The organism is Roseicella frigidaeris, assembly GCF_003258945.1.
Taxonomy (GTDB): domain Bacteria; phylum Pseudomonadota; class Alphaproteobacteria; order Acetobacterales; family Acetobacteraceae; genus Paracraurococcus; species Paracraurococcus frigidaeris.
Genome location: NZ_QLIX01000014.1, coordinates 79640 through 96991 on the forward strand (window position 1 = coordinate 79640; position 17352 = coordinate 96991).

General features: G+C 72.4%; 13 protein-coding genes, 1 tRNA gene and 1 pseudogene. 9 read left to right on the forward strand and 6 right to left on the reverse strand.

Translation table 11 applies throughout. The annotated features are described in order from the left end of the window. Positions 1-94: 94 nt before the first annotated feature. From fdnG to DOO78_RS17345, 9 genes and pseudogenes are all read left to right on the forward strand, one after another. Entirely contained in the window at positions 95-3184 is a 3090-nt protein-coding gene (gene fdnG, locus DOO78_RS17305; protein ID WP_165838949.1) for a formate dehydrogenase-N subunit alpha, read from the forward strand. Beyond that, positions 3181-4164, forward strand: a complete 984-nt coding sequence (gene fdxH, locus DOO78_RS17310) for a formate dehydrogenase subunit beta (protein WP_111471117.1) — start codon at positions 3181-3183, stop codon at positions 4162-4164. The genes fdnG and fdxH overlap by 4 nt, the downstream gene beginning before the upstream one ends. Then, positions 4161-4850: a formate dehydrogenase subunit gamma gene (locus tag DOO78_RS17315; protein WP_111471118.1), complete on the forward strand. Its 690-nt coding sequence runs from the start codon at positions 4161-4163 to the stop codon at positions 4848-4850. The genes fdxH and DOO78_RS17315 overlap by 4 nt, the downstream gene beginning before the upstream one ends. A gap of 41 nt (positions 4851-4891) precedes the next feature. Next, positions 4892-5809, forward strand: a complete 918-nt coding sequence (gene fdhE / locus DOO78_RS17320) for a formate dehydrogenase accessory protein FdhE (protein WP_111471119.1) — start codon at positions 4892-4894, stop codon at positions 5807-5809. 4 nt (positions 5810-5813) lie between these two features. Further along, entirely contained in the window at positions 5814-7211 is a 1398-nt protein-coding gene (gene selA, locus DOO78_RS17325) for an L-seryl-tRNA(Sec) selenium transferase (RefSeq protein WP_111471120.1), read from the forward strand. Next, entirely contained in the window at positions 7198-8004 is an 807-nt protein-coding gene (locus tag DOO78_RS17330) for a tetratricopeptide repeat protein (RefSeq protein ID WP_111471121.1), read from the forward strand. Before selA ends, DOO78_RS17330 begins: the two co-directional genes overlap by 14 nt. Continuing rightward, a pseudogene (gene selB, locus DOO78_RS17335) lies at positions 8001-9833 on the forward strand (selenocysteine-specific translation elongation factor); the annotation flags it as partial. The gene DOO78_RS17330 and the pseudogene selB, both read left to right, overlap by 4 nt. A gap of 123 nt (positions 9834-9956) precedes the next feature. Then, a tRNA-Sec gene (locus tag DOO78_RS17340) sits at positions 9957-10052 on the forward strand. A gap of 14 nt (positions 10053-10066) precedes the next feature. Next, positions 10067-10444 (forward strand): hypothetical protein, encoded by a 378-nt coding sequence (locus tag DOO78_RS17345; RefSeq protein ID WP_111471122.1) that lies wholly within the window; start codon positions 10067-10069, stop codon positions 10442-10444. Between the two features lie 162 nt (positions 10445-10606). Here DOO78_RS17345 and DOO78_RS17350 read toward each other — a convergent pair whose 3' ends face one another. From DOO78_RS17350 to fdhF, 6 genes are all read right to left on the reverse strand, one after another. Continuing rightward, positions 10607-10936: a hypothetical protein gene (locus DOO78_RS17350; RefSeq protein WP_111471123.1), complete on the reverse strand. Its 330-nt coding sequence runs from the start codon at positions 10934-10936 to the stop codon at positions 10607-10609. 78 nt (positions 10937-11014) lie between these two features. Next, on the reverse strand, positions 11015-12061 hold the full coding sequence (gene selD / locus DOO78_RS17355; protein WP_111471124.1) for a selenide, water dikinase SelD: 1047 nt from the start codon (positions 12059-12061) through the stop codon (positions 11015-11017). 48 nt (positions 12062-12109) lie between these two features. Further along, on the reverse strand, positions 12110-13384 hold the full coding sequence (locus DOO78_RS17360) for a molybdopterin molybdotransferase MoeA (RefSeq protein ID WP_165838950.1): 1275 nt from the start codon (positions 13382-13384) through the stop codon (positions 12110-12112). Then, entirely contained in the window at positions 13374-13658 is a 285-nt protein-coding gene (locus DOO78_RS17365) for a formate dehydrogenase subunit delta (protein ID WP_111471126.1), read from the reverse strand. The genes DOO78_RS17360 and DOO78_RS17365 overlap by 11 nt, the downstream gene beginning before the upstream one ends. Beyond that, on the reverse strand, positions 13655-14488 hold the full coding sequence (gene fdhD, locus DOO78_RS17370; protein WP_111471127.1) for a formate dehydrogenase accessory sulfurtransferase FdhD: 834 nt from the start codon (positions 14486-14488) through the stop codon (positions 13655-13657). The genes DOO78_RS17365 and fdhD overlap by 4 nt, the downstream gene beginning before the upstream one ends. After that, on the reverse strand, positions 14475-17342 hold the full coding sequence (gene fdhF, locus DOO78_RS17375; protein WP_111471128.1) for a formate dehydrogenase subunit alpha: 2868 nt from the start codon (positions 17340-17342) through the stop codon (positions 14475-14477). The genes fdhD and fdhF overlap by 14 nt, the downstream gene beginning before the upstream one ends. Positions 17343-17352: the final 10 nt, after the last annotated feature.

Here is a 17352-nt window from a genome sequence, read left to right on the forward strand (position 1 = left end):
GGCCTTCTACCGCTTGCTAATTTGTCCGTGTTACTACGTACGCCGTCGTACGAAGCCAATCCCAGTGGCAGTGCCCAGGGGCGGGGAAGAACGCATGAACGTTGAAGTATCTCGGCGCCGATTCCTGAAGGGCGCGGGAGCCGGGGTGGCCGGCACCTCGCTGGCCGCCATGGGCTTCGGCGAGGCCGAGGCGGCGGTCGCCGCCCATGTCCGGCCGATGAAGCTGGCCAACACCACCGAGACCCGCAACACCTGTCCCTACTGCTCGGTCGCCTGCGGCGTCATCATCTACGCCAAGGGGGATGTCCGGAAAGGGGAACGGGCCGATATCGTCCATATCGAGGGCGATGCCGACCACCCGACGAACCTTGGCACTCTCTGCCCGAAGGGCGCGGCGCTGAAGGATTTCGTGCACGCGCCGACGCGGTTGCAATACCCGATGGTACGACGACCCGGATCGGACAAGTTCGAGCGCGTCTCCTGGGATGCGGCGCTCGATCGCATCGCGCGGCTGATGAAGGACGACCGCGACGCAAATTTCCTCGCCTCCAACCAGGAGGGCACGGCGGTGAACCGGTGGACCACCACCGGCATGCTGGCCGCCTCCGCCACCACCAACGAGACCGCCTGGTGCACCTTCAAGGTCGCCAAGGCTCTCGGGATCGTCGGCTTCGACAACCAGGCGCGCGTCTGACACGGCCCCACGGTGTCCAGTTTGGGCCCGAGTTTTGGTCGTGGTGCGATGACGAATGCCTGGACCGATATCAAGAACACCGACCTCGTCGTCGTCATGGGCGGCAACGCGGCGGAGGCGCATCCCTGTGGCTTCAAATGGGTCACCGAGGCGAAGGCGCATCGCGGCGCCAGGCTCATCGTGGTCGATCCCCGCTACACCCGCACCGCCTCGGTCGCGGATTTCTACGCGCCCATCCGCCAGGGGAGCGACATCGCCTTCCTGATGGGCGTGATCCGCTGGTGCATGGAGAACGACAAGGTCCAGTGGGAGTACACCAAGGCCTTCACCAACGCCGCCTACATCGTCAAGGAGGGCTTCGGCTACCAGGACGGGCTGTTCACCGGCTACGACCCGGAGAAGCGCGACTACGACCGCACGAGCTGGGACTATGAGATCGACGAGGACGGCTATGCCGTCACCGATCCGACGCTGCAGCACCCGCGCTGCGTCTGGAACCTGCTGAAGCAGCATGTCGATGTCTACACGCCCGAGATGGTGGAGCGGATCTGCGGCACGCCGAAGGAGAAATTCCTGAAGGTGGCGCAGATGATCGGCGAGTGCTCCTCGCCGACCAAGACCATGACCTCGATGTACGCGCTCGGCTGGACCCAGCACTCGCATGGGGCGCAGAACATCCGCGGCATGGCGATGCTGCAGCTCATCCTGGGCAATATCGGCGTGCGCGGCGGCGGCATGAATGCGCTGCGCGGGCATTCGAACATCCAGGGCCTGACCGATCTCGGCCTGATGTCGCATCTCCTCACCGGCTATCTCAACATGCCGACGGAGAAGGAGACGGATTTCGAGACCTACATGAAGTCGCGGCAGTTCAAGCCGCTGCGGCCGGGCCAGACCAGCTACTGGCAGAACTACCGGAAGTTCATGGTGAGCTTCCAGAAGGCGATGTGGGGCGACGCCGCCACCGCCGGGAACGACTGGGCCTATGACTACATCCCGAAGCTCGACGTCCCCTCCTACGATGTCCTGCGCATGTTCGAGCTGATGAATGACGGGCGGGTCAACGGCTATATCTGCCAGGGCTTCAACCCGGTGCTGGCCTTCCCCAACCGGGGCAAGATCGTCGCCGGCCTGTCGAAGCTGAAATTCCTCGTCACCATGGATCCGCTGGAGACGGAGACCGCCCGGTTCTGGGAGAACCATGGCGAGTTCAACGACGTCGACACGAAGAGCATCCAGACCGAGGTGATCCAGCTGCCCACCACCTGCTTCGCGGAGGAGGAGGGCTCGCTCACCAATTCCGGGCGCTGGCTGCAGTGGCACTGGGCGGCCGGCACGCCGCCCGGCGAGGCGCAGCACGACACCTGGATCATGGCGCAGATCTTCCTGCGCATGCGCGAGCTCTACCGCAAGGAGGGTGGCGCCTTCCCGGACCCGATCCTCAACCTGTCCTGGGAGTATCACGACCCGACCGAGCCGGAGCCGGAGGAACTGGCGAAGGAGATCAACGGCCGCGCCCTGCGGGACCTGACCGACCCGAACGACCCCTCGAAGGTCCTCGTGCCGGCCGGCAAGCAGGTGGTGAATTTCTCGCAGCTCCGCGACGATGGCTCCACCATGAGCGGCTGCTGGATCTACTCCGGCTGCTTCAACGAGGCCGGCAACAACATGGCCCGGCGGGACAACCACGACCCGGACGAGACCGGCGCCTATCTCGGCTGGACCTTCGCCTGGCCGCTGAACCGGCGCACCCTCTACAACCGCGCCTCCTGCGACACGCAGGGCCGGCCCTGGGACCCGTCGCGCAAGCTGCTGGAATGGGACGGCGCGAAATGGACCGGCTACGACGTGCCGGATATCGCGCCCAACGCAAAGCCGGAGGAGGTCGGGCCCTTCATCATGAACCAGGAGGGCGTGTCGCGGCTCTTCGCCCGCGGCATGATGCGCGACGGGCCCTTCCCGGCGCATATGGAGCCCTTCGAATCGCCGGTGCCGAACGTGTTCAACCCGAAGATGCGCGGCAACCCGGTGGCGCGCATCTTCCAGAACGACGTGGCGCAATTCGGCACCTCGGAGGAGTTCCCCTATGCCGCGACCTCCTACCGGCTGACCGAGCACTTCCATTACTGGACCAAGCACAACCGGGTGAATGCGGCGCTGCAGCCGGAATTCTTCGTCGAGCTGTCGGAGGAGCTGGCGGCGGAGAAGGGCATCACGCCCGGCGGCTGGGTGCGGGTGTGGTCGAAGCGCGGCTCGGTGAAGGCCAAGGCGGTGGTCACCAAGCGCATCCGACCGCTGCACTGCGACGGGCGGGTGGTGCATGTCATCGGCATCCCGCTGCACTGGGGCTTCGTCGGCGCGGCGAAGAAGGGCTTCGGGCCGAATTCGCTCTCGCCCTTCGTCGGCGAGGCGAATATCGAGACGCCGGGCTACAAGGCGTTCCTCGTCAATATCGAGCCGAGCACGGCGCCGGCGGGGGTGGTGGCATGATCGACAGCCCGCGCACGGCGGTCAGCAACCCGCCGACGCAGTCGATGATCAGCAACCTGGGGCCGGGCGACCTGGTGCGCCGCTCGGCGACCGAGAGGCTGCCGCCGCCCGAGCGGCAGCTCACGCCGGTCGCCAAGCTGATCGACGTCTCGAAATGCATCGGCTGCAAGGCCTGCCAGTCGGCCTGCGTGGAGTGGAACGACACCACGCCGGCGATCGGGGAGAATGTAGGCGTCTACACCAACCCGCACGACCTCACCGAGAACATGTTCACCCTGATGCGCTTCACCGAATGGGTGAACCCGGAGACCGACAACCTCGAATGGCTCATCCGCAAGGATGGCTGCATGCACTGCGCCGATCCGGGCTGCCTCAAGGCCTGCCCGGCGCCCGGCGCCATCGTGCAGTATTCGAACGGCATCGTCGATTTCATCCACGAGAACTGCATCGGCTGCGGCTACTGCATCAAGGGATGCCCCTTCAACATCCCCCGCATCTCCAAGACCGACCGCCGCGCCTACAAATGCACCCTCTGCTCGGACCGCGTCGCGGTGGGCCAGGGCCCGGCCTGCGCCAAGGCCTGCCCGACCCAGGCGATCGTCTTCGGCACCAAGGAGGACATGAAGAAGCACGCCGCCGGCCGCATCGAGGACCTGAAGTCGCGCGGCTACGACAAGGCCGGGCTGTATGACCCGCCCGGCGTCGGCGGCACGCATGTGATGTACGTGCTGCACCACAACGACAAGCCCGGCATCTATGCCGACCTGCCGGAGAATCCGCGCATCTCGCCGCTGGTGCAGAGCTGGAAGGGCGTGACCAAGTATATCGGCCTCGCCGCCATGGGGTTGATGGCGGTGGGCAGCGTCGTCCACGGCGTGTTCGCCCGGCCCAACCGCGTCTCCGAGGAGGAGGAGCGGCACGCCGAGGACCTGGTCGAGGGGCGGCCGGTGCCGCCGCCGCCACCGGGGCAGCCTCGATGAGCGACCATGTCGAGGAGATCCAGCCCGGCGACGCGATCGTCCCGGGCAAGCCGGTCACGGTGAACCGCTACGGGCCGCTCGCGCGCCTCAATCACTGGGTCACGGCCACCAGCCTGATTCTGCTGGCGATCTCGGGCCTGGCCCTGTTCTGGCCGGGCCTGTTCTTCCTCACCGGCCTGTTCGGCGGCGGCCAGAACACGCGCGCCTTCCATCCCTGGATCGGCGTGCTGCTGTTCGTCAGCTTCTTCGTCTTCTTCTTCCAGCTCTGGCGCGCCAACCTGCCCTCCAGGGTCGACATCGTCTGGCTGTCGCGCATCCGCGACGTCCTTGGTGGGCATGAGGAGAGGCTGCCCGAGCTCGGCAAATACAACGCTGGCCAGAAATTCATCTTCTGGGCGATGACCGGGCTGATCCTGCTGCTGATCGTCAGCGGCATCGGCATCTGGGACCAGTATTTCGCCGGCTATTTCTCGATCACGGCCCGTCGCATCGCCGTGCTCGTCCATTCCATCGCCGCCGTGCTGATCATCTGCGTCTTCATCCTGCACGTCTACGCCGCCATCTGGACGCGCGGCACGCTGCGGGCGATGACGCGCGGCACGGTCACCGGCGGCTGGGCCTGGCGGCACCACCGCAAATGGCTGCGCGAGCTGGCGGGCCAGCGGAAGACCAGGCCCGCGAAATAACGCAACATCCTGCCGTGGCCGGTCCGGCCCGCCGAGGTGCCATGTCCGCATTCCAAGGCCCGCAGCCCGATCCCGCCGCGATCGGGCGCCTGGCGAAAGCCCCCTTCGCGCTGCTGCCCGACCCGGCCGCCCTATTCCGGCGGCGCGCCGAGCGCTTCGAGGTGCTGGCGGCGGGGTCCGACCTGGCCCCCTATCTCCGCTTCCTCGCCGGGCTCTGCGCCCGCCAGCACGCCATTGCCGCCGCCCTGCCGCCGGCCCCGCCGCTCCCCGAGGCCCGGCTCGAGCGTGCCCGGGCCGCCGCCATGCCGCTGCTCGACCGCCAGGCCATGGCCGATGCGCCGGGTCTGCCGGCGCTGGTCGCGCAGGTGCTGGAGGCGATGGGCGATCTCGCCATGCCGCCGCCGGCGGCCGAGGCCCTGGCGGCGCTGCGCCTGGCCGAGCCGGCCGAACGGGCGGCGATGTGCCGCAACGTCCTCGCCGATTCCATACCCACCGATGCCCTGCCGGAGCATCTCTTCCTCTCCGCGGCGCTGCAGATCGAGGCCGCCCGCCAGGCGGCGGCGCTCGACCCGGCGCGGCTGGTGCCGGTCGGGACGGGGCTCTGCCCGGTCTGCGGCGGCCCGCCCCTCGCCTCCTGCGTCACCGGCCGGCCGGGCGCCGAGGGCGCGCGCTATGCCGCCTGCGGCTTCTGCGGCACGGACTGGAACGAGGTGCGCATCAAATGCCTCGCCTGCGGCTCGACCAAGGGCATCGGCTACCGGGCGCCGGAGGACGAGGCGGCGACCATCAAGGCCGAGACCTGCGATGCCTGCCGGTCCTGGGTGAAGATCCTCTACCAGGACAGGAACCCGGCGCTCGACCCGCTGGCGGATGATGTCGGCAGCCTTGGCCTCGACCTGCTGATGCAGGGCACCGAGTATCGCCGCGCCGGCTTCGATCCCTTCCTCATCGGCTATTAGGGCCATGGTGGAGAAGGCGGCGCTGCGCGCCCTGCCCTCGGTGGACCGCGTCCTCGGCAGCCCGGCGGCGGCGCCGTTGATCGCGGCGCATGGCCGCGCCGAGGCGACCGCCGCCATCCGCGCCGCGCTGGCCGGGCTGCGCGCCGCGGGCGGCGCCGAGGCCGCGACCGCCGAGGCCGCGATCCTGGCCGGCGCCGAGGACTGGCTGGCGGCGCGGCAGGCCTCGGGGCTGCGGCCGGTCTTCAACCTCACCGGCACGGTGCTGCACACCAATCTCGGCCGCGCCCTGCTGGCCGAGGCGGCGATCGAGGCGGCCACCACCGCCATGCGCGAGGCGATGGCGCTGGAATTCGACCTCGGCACCGGCCGCCGCGGCGAGCGGGACGAGCATCTGCGCGCGCTCCTCTGCGAGCTGACCGGCGCCGAGGATGCGACGGCGGTCAACAACAACGCCGCCGCCGTGCTGCTTGCCCTCAACACCCTCGGCGCCGGCCGCGAGGCCGTGGTCTCGCGCGGCGAGCTGATCGAGATCGGCGGCGCCTTCCGCATGCCGGACATCATGGCGCGCGCCGGCGTCCGGCTGGTCGAGGTCGGCACCACCAACCGCACCCATGCGCGCGACTACGAGGCGGCGCTGGGGCCGGAGACCGGGCTGATCCTCAAGGTCCACACCTCCAATTACCGGATCGAGGGCTTCACCGCGGCGGTCGGCGGCACCGCCCTCGCCGCCCTCGCCAAACGCGCCGGGGTGCCGCTGCTGAACGATCTCGGCTCCGGCACGCTGATCGACCTCGCGCGCTACGGGTTGCAGCGCGAGCCGACGGTGCGCGAGGCGGTGGCGGAGGGCGCCGATCTCGTCACCTTCTCCGGCGACAAGCTGCTCGGCGGGCCGCAGGCCGGCTTCCTCGTGGGCCGCCGCGACCTGATCGCCGCCATCAACCGCAACCCGATGAAGCGGGCGCTGCGGCTCGACAAGATCCGCATCGCCGCGCTGGTGGCAACCCTCGGCCTCTACCGCGACCCGGACCGGCTGGCGGCGCGGCTGCCCAGCCTGCGCCTGCTGACGCGCCCGGCGGCGGAGATCGGCGCCATGGCCGGCCGTCTCGCCCCCGGCCTCGCCGCGCGTCTGCCGCCCGGCTTCGCCGTCGCGCCCTGCGACTGCCGCAGCCAGATCGGCTCCGGCGCCCTGCCGCTCGAGACCCTGCCGAGTGCCGGGCTGCGGGTGACGGCGCCGCGCGGGCGCGATCTGGAGGCGCTGGTCGCCGCGCTGCGCGCCCTGCCGCGGCCGGTGATCGGCCGGCTGCAGGATGGGGCGCTGCTGCTCGACCTGCGCTGCCTCGAGGACGAGGCCGGCTTTGCCGCCAATCTCGCAAGCCTCGCGGTGCCGCATGGGCTGGCTTGAGCGGCTGCGCCGCGTCGCGGCGCCGCGCCGGCCGGCCGAGGACCCGATGGCGGCGGCGCTCGCCGCCTTCCGCCGCGGCGACCATGCGCAGGCCCTCGCCTTGTGGGAGGCGCCGGCGCGGGCCGGCGATCCGCGCGCCCAGTGCAATATCGGCGCCTGCTTCGCCGAGGGGCTCGGCGTGCCGGCGGATGCCGCCCTGGCGCTGCGCTGGCTGACGCCGCCGGCCGAGGCCGGCTACGCGCCGGCGCAGCGCAACCTCGCCGGGCTGCTGCTGCGCGGCGGGCCGGGGATCGAGACGGATTTCGCCCGCGCCGCCGCGCTCTACCGCCTGGCCGCGGAGGCCGGGGACGGGCTGGCGCAGGACATGCTGAGCTGGATGCTGCTGGAGGGCGAGGTGATGCCGCCCGATCCCATCGAGGCGCGGCGCTGGGCCGAGGCCGCGGCGGCCCAGGGCGTCGCCGCCGCCATGACCCGGCTCGGCATGCTGCACCATCATGCCATGGGCGTGCCGCGCGACCCGGCGGCGGCGGTGCGCTGGTGGTGCCAGGCCGCCGCGCGCGGCGATGCCGATGGCCAGGCCATGCTCGGCGCCGCTCTGCATCTCGGCGCCGGCATCGCGGCGGATCCGGTGGCGGCGCTCGCCTGGCTGCTGCGGGCCGAGGCGGGCGGCAGCCAGCTCGCCCGGCCCTTCCTCGGCCCCGCCCGCGCGGCGCTCGACGCGGCGGGGCAGGCGGAGGCCGCGGCGTGCGCGGCGGCGCCGCTGCCCGAGGCAGCGTCGGAGCCGGCGGCATGATCATCGGCACCGCCGGCCATATCGACCATGGCAAGACGGCGCTGGTGCAGGCGCTCACCGGCATCGACACCGACCGGTTGAAGGAGGAGAAGGCGCGCGGCATCACCATCGAGCTCGGCTTCGCCTATCTCGCCACCCGCCCGGATGGACCGGTGATCGGCTTCGTCGACGTGCCGGGGCATGAGCGCTTCGTCCACACCATGCTGGCCGGGGCGGGCGGGATCGATGCGGCGCTGCTGGTCGTCGCGGCCGATGACGGGGTGAAGCCGCAGACGCTGGAGCATCTGGCGATCCTCGACCTGCTCGGCATCGCCCGCGGCCTCGTCGTCCTCAGCAAGGCCGATCTCGCCGATGCGCCGCGGCGGGTGGCGGTGACGGGAGAGATCCGCGCCGCCCTGGCCGGCAGCGGGCTCGGCGCGGCGCCGATCCTGCCGGTCTCGGTCCGCAGCGGCGAAGGGATGCCGGCGCTGCGGGAGGCGCTGGAAGGCCTCGCCGCCGAGACCGGCGCGCGTGCCGCCGGCGGCGCCTTCCGGCTGGCGGTGGATCGCTGCTTCACCCTGGCCGGCGCCGGCACCATCGTGACCGGCACCGTCCTCTCCGGCGCCGTCGCCACCGGCCAGGCGGTGGTGGTGAGCCCGCGCGGGCTGCCGGTGCGGGTGCGCTCCATCCATGCGCAGAACCGCCCGGCCGAACGGGGCCTGGCGGGGCAGCGCTGCGCGCTGAACCTCACCGGCGAGGGCATCGGCCGGGACGCCATCGCCCGCGGCGACATGGTGCTCGACCCGGTGCTGCACGCGCCGACCGACCGGATCGATGCCCGGCTTCGCCTGCTCGCCAGCGCCCCGAAGCCGGTCGGCACCTGGTTCCCGGCGCGGCTGCACCATGCCAGCGCCGAGGTCGGCGCCCGGCTGGTGCCGCTCGGCGAGGCGGTGCAGCAGGGCGGGCAGGGGCTGGTGCAGATCGTGCTCGACCGGCCGATCGCCGCGGCGGTGGGCGACCGCTTCGTCCTGCGCGACGTCTCGGCGCAGCACACCATCGGCGGCGGCCGATTCCTGGACCTGCGCGCGCCGGCGCGACGGCGCCAGGGGCCGGAACGCCTCGCCCAGCTCGAGGCCCTGGCCGCGCCGAGCCCTGGCGAGGCGTTGGCGCGGCTGCTCGCCACGCCGCCCGGATTGGTCGAGCTCACCGGCTTCGCGCGCGACCATGCGCTGTCGGAGGGTGAGGCGGCGGCGCTGGCCGCCGCGGAAGAGCCCGTCATCCTGGAGGCTGGCGGGCTGCGGCACGCGCTGTCGCATCCCGGCTGGGAGGGCCTCGCGCGCGACCTCGCCGCGACGCTGGCCCGCTTCCACGAGGAGACTCCCGACCAGCAGGGCCTGGGCCGGGAGCGGCTGCGCCTGCTGCTCACGCCCCGCCTGCCGGGGCCGGCCTTCCTCGCCGCGCTCACCCGGCTGGCGCGGGAGGGCGCGCTGGTGCTGGAGGGGGCCTTCGTCCGGCTGCCGGGCCATGCGGTGCGGCTCGACCCGGCGGATGAGGCGCTCTTCGCCCGCATCCTGCCGCGGCTCGGCGGCGCGGCGCGCTTCCGGCCGCCGCGGGTGCGCGACCTCGCCGGCGATCTCGAGGTGCCGGAGACGGAGGTGCGGCGGCTGCTGAAGGCCTGCGCCCGGCTCGGCCGGGTCGACCAGATCGCGCATGACCATTTCTTCGACCGCCGCACCACGGCGGAGATGGCGGCGATCGCCCGGGATGTCGCCGCGCAGGCGCCGGACGGGGTCTTCACCGCCGCCGCCTTCCGCGACCGCATGGACAACGGCCGCAAGGTGGCGATCCAGATCCTCGACTTCTTCGACCGCCAGGGCGTCACCTTGCGCCGGGGCGATCTGCGGCGCATGAACCCGCACCGCGCCGATCTGTTCAGCCTGTCGGAAGGGCCAGTCTCCGGCGGGCCGGCCTCTGGAAGGGATGCGTCCCCGGTGGGGCGTCCGGACTTCAAATCCGGGTGGGGCAGTGAGGCTGTCCCGGGTGGGTTCGACTCCCATTCTCTTCCGCCATCCCCGGATGCGGCATGAGCGCGGCCTGCGAGACCGATTTCGACGATTGGATCACCGCGGGTTTCGCCGCGACCGGTCCCTTCACCCTGCTGATCGTGCTGCTGCGCATCACCGAGCACACGGTCGAGCCCCTGCGCGCGGCGCATCTGCATGTGATGGGCGACGAGACCCGCTGGCCAGAGATGGCGGCGCTGCTCGACAAGGCCGGGGTTGCCTGGTCCGGCGCCGTCTTCTACCGCGCCGGGCGGGAAGGGCTGGTGGAGGATGCGCTCGCCCGGCAGCGCCTGGCGGCCCTGACGCGCCGGCTGCACGAGGACCGTTCCCTGGTGGGCGAGGGCGAGTTCTTCAACCGCGACGGCTTGCGGCTGCGGATCGAGGCACGAGACGGCTAGGGCGCTTGCCCTGAACACCGGTTCAGGGGAAGCGCCCTAGGCTTTTGTTTTCAGAGCAGATCCGCTCACACAGGTTCGCGGACCATGGTCTGGCTTGTTGTCTGGCCGCGTGATCCACGCTTTTCGGTGAGTCCACCTCAGGCGATCACGCTCCAACGACGCTCAGCAGCGTTGCGGGGCGCTGGCCGGCGTCGCCAGCGGGTCGAGGCCGCGCGCGGTCGGCGGCTGCCAGGTCCGCGAGGTGGAGACGGCGCCCTGGGGGTTGGTGCCGATCTGCGAGCCGCCGGTGCCGCCGCTCCAGCCCGTCGAGCCGGCATTGCCCGGGGCGGTGCCGTCGCGGCTCTCGCGCGCCGGCGGCGTCGCCGCCTCCGCCTGGGCGCCGGGCGGGCAGCCATCGGCGCGGGCGCCGGAGGGCGTCGGCTGCTGCGCCAGTCCGGGCGCGGCCCCGGGCAGGCCGATCATCAGGGCGAGGAGGAGGGGTCTGGCCAGCATGGAAGCGTCCTCTGCGGCATCGCGGTCGCGGTCCCAACGCCGCGGCGCCGCCTCCGTCGCCCCGTCATTGCCGGAGCCTCATGCCACCCGGATGCGCGCCGGCCCTGCCGCGACGCTGCCGATGCGCCGCGCCGCGGGATAGCCGGCGGCGGCGATGCGCGCCAGCAGCCCCTCCGCCGCCTCCGCGGCGCAGGCGACGAGCAGGCCGCCCGAGGTCTGCGGATCGGTGAGCAGGGCCCGCTGCCAGTCCTCGCAGCCCGCCGGCAGGTCGACCGCCTCGCCATAGCTCGCCCAATTGCGCTGCGAGGCGCCGGTCACGAAGCCGGCCTGGGCCAGCGACGCGGCCCGCGGCAGCAGCGGCACCGCCGCGCCCTCGATGACGAGCGTCGCCCCGGCGCCGCGCGCCATCTCCAGCGCATGGCCGAGCAGGCCGAAGCCGGTCACGTCGGTCATGCCATGCACCGCCTCCGCCCCCGCCAGCTCGGTGCCGATGCGGTTCAGCAGGGTGGTGGAGCGGAGCAGGTCGGCATAGTCGTCCGCCGCCAGCGCCCCCCGCTTGATGGCGGCGGAATAGATGCCGACGCCGATCCCCTTGGTCAGGAGCAGCGCATCGCCCGGCCGCGCCCCGGTGTTGCGGCGGATCTGCGCCGGATGGACGAGCCCGATCACCGCCAGCCCGTAGATCGGCTCGGGCGAATCGATGGAATGCCCGCCGGCGACCGGGATGCCCGCCTCGGCGCAGATCGCCGCGCCGCCCGCCAGGATACGGCGGATCACCGCCGGCTCCAGCTTGCCGATCGGCATGCCGAGGATCGCCAGCGCCATGATCGGCGTGCCGCCCATGGCGTAGATGTCGGAGATGGCGTTGGTGGCGGCGATGCGGCCGAAATCCTCCGGGTCATCGACCATCGGCATGAAGAAATCCGTGGTGGCGATCACCGCGAGATCCTCCCGCACCTGCCAGACCGCGGCATCGTCGGCGGTCTCGGCCCCGACCAGGAGCTGGCTGAAGCCCCGCATCGCCGGCTGGTCGGCCAGCAGGCTCTGCAGCACCGCGGGCGCCAGCTTGCAGCCGCAGCCGCCGCCATGGGCAAGCTCGGTCAGGCGGGGGGGCTGGCTCGACATGGCGCGCTCCGGTCCAGGGGGTTCGTCTGCATCTGGGCTCTCGGGGCCTCAGCCGCCAGCCAGCATCTCGAAGGCGTGGAAGCGCACCGCGCCGTCCGGCCGAATCTCGGCCAGCCCATCCGCCTCGGCGAAGGGGGTGAGGCGGGCGGAGCCGAAGCGGCGCGGCACCTCCAGCAGCGGCAGGCCCGCCGCCTCGCCCGCCAGCCGGGCGGGCAGGAATTCGGTGCGCTCCCCGGCCTCCCGGGGCTGCGCCAGACGGGCCGGCTGGCCGAGCAGCGCGGACGGGGCCAGGCCGGCGATCCGCTCTACCAGCGGCCGGGCATAGAGCAGCGCCCCGACCAGCGCCGCCACCGGGTTGCCGGCGAGGCCGAGCAGCGGCAGGGCGCCGAGCCGGGCCAGCAGCAGCGGCTTGCCGGGGCGCTGGGCCAGGGCGAGATGCGCGACATCGCCGCCGAGCGCCCGGATCGCCGGCCCCAGCCGGTCCGCCTCGCTGCCGGCGGCCGAGCCGGTCGAGACCACGAGGTCGAGGTCGCGCGCCGCCGCCAGGCAGGCGGCCACCGCCGCGTCGTCGTCCCGGGCGATGCCGAGATCCCGCAGCGCGACGCAGGGATCGGCGAGGATCGCGCGCAGCATCGGGCGGTTGGCATCCGGGATGGTGCCGGCCGGGATGCGGCCATCGGGGCCGATGGCGCCGGGGGGCAGCAGCTCGCTGCCGGTGGAGAGGATGCCGATCCGCGCCTGCCGCCGCACCACCACCGGCCCGGCGCCGGCGGCCGCGGCCAGGCCGAGGCGCGCCGCGCCCAGCCGCCGCCCGGCGCGCAGCACCACTGTTCCGGCCGCCGCATCCTCGCCGCGGGGGCGGATATGCTGCCCGGCCGACACCCGGCGGAGCAGCACCACCTGCTCCCCCTCCAGCCGGCAGCCCTCCTCGAAGATCACCGCCGCCGTGCCGGGCGGCACCGCGGCGCCGGTCAGCACGCGGGCCGCCTCGCCCGCGGCGAGCGGCCGGGCATCCGGATGCCCGGGCGGGATCGCGGCGCGGCGGCGGAGCGGGAGGGGCGGCTCCCGGTCCAGCGCCTCGGGGCCGATGGCGAAGCCGTCCATGGCCGCGGTGTCGAAGGGCGGCATGTCGCGTGCGGCCGGCAGGTCCTCGGCCAGCACCCGTCCTGCCGCCGCCATCAGCGGCAGGGTCTCGTGGCCCGGGACGGGGGCGGCGAGGGCGAGCACGCGCTCCCGGGCGGCGGCGACGGAGAGGCGGGCGGCGGGCGCCGGGGCGAGGCGGCGCGGGGCCAGCGGCCGGCCGGCGCCGCCCTCAGCCGGCATCGCTCTCCAGCGGCCCGAGCGTCTCGGGTCCCGCCATCTCCCGGTGGATCGGGCTGCCGGCGATGGCGCCGTCCCGCATCGCGGCCCGCACCACGGCATCGATGCCCGGCGCGCCGGCGGCGCAGAGACCGGCCAGGGCGCGGCGCATGCCGGGGGTCCAGAAGGCCTGGATATGCTCGCGCGTCCCGGCCACCGCCTCCGCCTCCGGATAGGGGCGGAAGAAGGTGGCGATCTGGTTGGCCATGCGGATGAGCTTCTCGGGCGTCGCGCTCATGCGGCGGCGCCTCCGGCCAGCACCCGCTCGGCGCCGTGGAAGGCGGTGACGGCGTCGCGGCGGGCAATGGCGAGCAGGATCATGTCGTGCTGCCGGGCGCGCTCGAGCGCGAGGGAGGTGGGGGCGGAGATGGCGACGAGGGCACGTGCGCCCATGGCGGCCGCCTTCTCCACCATCTCGAAGGAGCAGCGGCTGGTGACGATGACGAAGCCCGGGGCCGCCGGGATGCCGCCGCGCAGCATGGCGCCGGCGAGCTTGTCGAGCGCGTTGTGCCGGCCGACATCCTCGCGCAGCAGCGCCAGCTCGCCCGCGGCGGTGGCGAAGCCGGCGGCATGCACGCCGCGCGTCGCGTCGCCGAGGGCCTGGCGCGTCTCCAGCGCCGCGAGGGCGCGGCGGAGGGCGGCGAGGGAGAGCATCGGCGCCGGGCCGGCGGGGGAGGCGGCCTGCGGCAGGTCGTCCAGATCCTCGATGCCGCAGAGGCCGCAGCCGGTGCGCCCGACCATGGAGCGGCGCCGGGCCAGATGCGCGTGCAGCCGGGCCGGGACGAGATCGACCTGCAGCCGCAGCCCGCGTTCCTCGGCCGCGACCGAGACGCCGCGGATCTCGGAGGCCGCGGCGATCACGCCCTCGGTCAGGCTGAAGCCATAGGCGAAATCCTCGAGATCGGCCGGCGTCGCCATCATCACCGCGAAGGGCACGGTGGCGTAGGTGAGGTTGACCGGCACCTCCTCCGGCACCAGGCGCTGGCCGGGGCTGGGGGCGCCGTCGAAGGGCAGCGTCACCGCCCCGGCCGGGACCGCGCCCGCCGGAAGGGTGTCACTCAGCGGCATGGGCCGGGGTGGGCGCGGCGCGGCGGGTCAGGGCGGTGTCCTCCTCGAAGAAGCGGGCCTGCCAGTCGGAGGGCCGGTTGGTCCGCCGCACCTGCACGGCGGTGACCTTGTATTCCGGGCAATTGGTGGCCCAGTCGGAATAGTCGGTCGTGATCACATTGGCCCCGGTCTTGGCGTGGTGGAAGGTGGTGTAAACCACGCCCGGCTGCACCCGTTCCGTGATCCGCGCCCGCAGGGCGATGTCGCCGGAGCGGCTCTCCACCGCGACCAGGTCGCCCTCGCGCACCCCGCGCGCCTCGGCATCGAAGGGGTGGATCTCCAGCACGTCCTCCGCATGCCAGCGGCTGTTCTCGGTGCGCCGGGTCTGCGCCCCGACATTGTACTGCGAGAGGATGCGGCCGGTGGTCAGGATCAGCGGGAAGCGCGGCCCGGTGCGCTCCTCGGTCGGGACGAATTCGGTGATCATGAACTTGCCCTTGCCGCGGACGAAGCGATCCACATGCATCATCGGCGTGCCCTCGGGCGCATCCGCGTTGCAGGGCCATTGCACCGAGCCAAGGGCCTCGAGCTTCGCATAGCTGACGCCCGCGAAGCTCGGCGTCAGGGCGGCGATCTCGTCCATGATCTCCGAGGGATGGCCATAGCGCATCGGGTAGCCGAGGGCGTTGGAGAGCGCCATCGTCACCTCCCAATCGGCCAGGCCGCCCAGCGGTTCCATCACCTTGCGCACGCGGTTGATGCGCCGCTCGGCATTGGTGAAGGTGCCGTCCTTCTCCAGGAAGGAGGAGCCGGGCAGCAGGACATGCGCGTATTTCGCGGTCTCGTTCAGGAAGATGTCCTGCACGACGAGGCATTCGAGCGCGCGCAGCCCGGCGGTGACGTGCTGGGTGTCGGGGTCGGACTGGGCGATGTCCTCGCCCTGGACATAGAGGCCCTTGAAGCGGCCCTCCACCGCCTCGTCCAGCATGTTCGGGATGCGCAGCCCCGGCTCGGCCTCCAGCGTCACGCCCCAGAGCGATTCGAAGGCCTCCCGCGTCGCGTCGTCCGCCACGTGCCGGTAGCCCGGCAGCTCGTGCGGGAAGGAGCCCATGTCGCAGGAGCCCTGGACGTTGTTCTGCCCGCGCAGGGGATTCACCCCCGTCCCCTCGCGGCCGATATTGCCGGTGGCCATGGCGAGGTTGGCCATCGCCATCACCATGGTCGAGCCCTGCGAGTGCTCGGTGACGCCGAGGCCGTAATAGATGGCGGCGCGGCCGCCCGTGGCGTAGAGCCGCGCCGCGGCGCGCAGCTCGCCGGCCGGCACGCCGGTGATCGGCTCGACCGCCTCCGGGGCATGGCGCGGATCGGCGATGAAGCGGGCCCAGACCTCGAAATCGCCGAGCTCGCAGCGCTCGCGCACATAGGCCTCGTTCACCAGCCCCTCGGTTACGATGACATGCGCCATGGCATTGACCACGGCGACGTTGCTGCCGGGGCGGAGTTGCAGGTGGTGCGCGGCGCGGATATGCGGCGAGCGCACCAGGTCGATCCGCCGCGGGTCGATGACGACGAGCTTCGCCCCCGCCCGCAGCCGCCGCTTCATGCGCGAGCCGAAGACCGGGTGGCCGTCGGTCGGGTTGGCGCCGATGACCAGCACCACATCGGCCTTGTCCACCGAACGGAAATCCTGCGTCCCGGCCGAGGTGCCGAGCGTCGCCTTCAGCCCGTAGCCGGTGGGCGAGTGGCAGACCCGGGCGCAGGTGTCGACGTTGTTGTTGCCGAAGCCGGCGCGGACCAGCTTCTGCACCAGGTAGGTCTCCTCGTTGGTGCAGCGCGAGGAGGTGATGCCGCCGACCGCGTCCCGGCCATGGCGCGCCTGGATGCGGCGGAACTCCCCGGCGGCATGGGCGATCGCCTCCTCCCAGGAGACCTCGCGCCAGGGATCGGTGATCCGCGCGCGGATCATCGGGCGGGTGATGCGGTCCTTGTGGTGCGCGTAGCCCCAGGCGAAGCGGCCCTTGACGCAGGAATGCCCCTCATTCGCGCGGCCAGCCTTCCAGGGCACCATGCGGATGACGGTGTCGCCCTGCATCTCCGCCTTGAAGGAGCAGCCGACGCCGCAATAGGCGCAGGTGGTGACCACCGAATGCTCCGGCTGGCCCTGCTCGATCACCGTGTTCTCGATCAGTGTCGCGGTCGGGCAGGCCTGCACGCAGGCGCCGCAGGAGACGCAGTCCGAGGCGAAGAAATCGGTGCCGCCGGCGGAGACCCGGCTGTCGAAGCCGCGGCCCTCGATGGTGAGGGCGAAGGTGCCCTGCACCTCCTCGCAGGCCCGGACGCAGCGGTTGCAGACGATGCATTTCGCCGGGTCGTAGGTGAAATAGGGGTTGGTCGTGTCCTTCGGCAGGGCGAGCGGCGAGTCCGGCCGCACATGGTTGGCGCCCTCCTGGCCGTAGCGCACCTCGCGCAGCCCGACCTGGCCGGCGGTGTCCTGCAGCTCGCAATCGCCGTTGGCGGCGCAGGTGAGGCAGTCGAGCGGGTGGTCGGAGATGTAGAGCTCCATCACCCCGCGCCGCAGCCGGGAGAGCCGCTCGCCCTGGGTGCGCACCACCATGCCGGCCTCGGCCGGGGTGGTGCAGGAGGCCGGGGTGCCGCGCCGCCCCTCGATCTCGACGAGGCACATGCGGCAGGAGCCGAAGGGCTCCAGCGAATCCGTGGCGCAGAGCTTCGGGATCTTCGTGCCCAACCGCATCGCCGCCGCCATCACCGAGGTGCCGGCGGGCACGGTGACGGCCTGGCCGTCGATGGTCAGGGTGACGCTCTCCGCCGCGCTGCGCAGCGGGGTGCCGTAATCGGTCTCGCGGATCAGGCCCATCGCCGTCGCC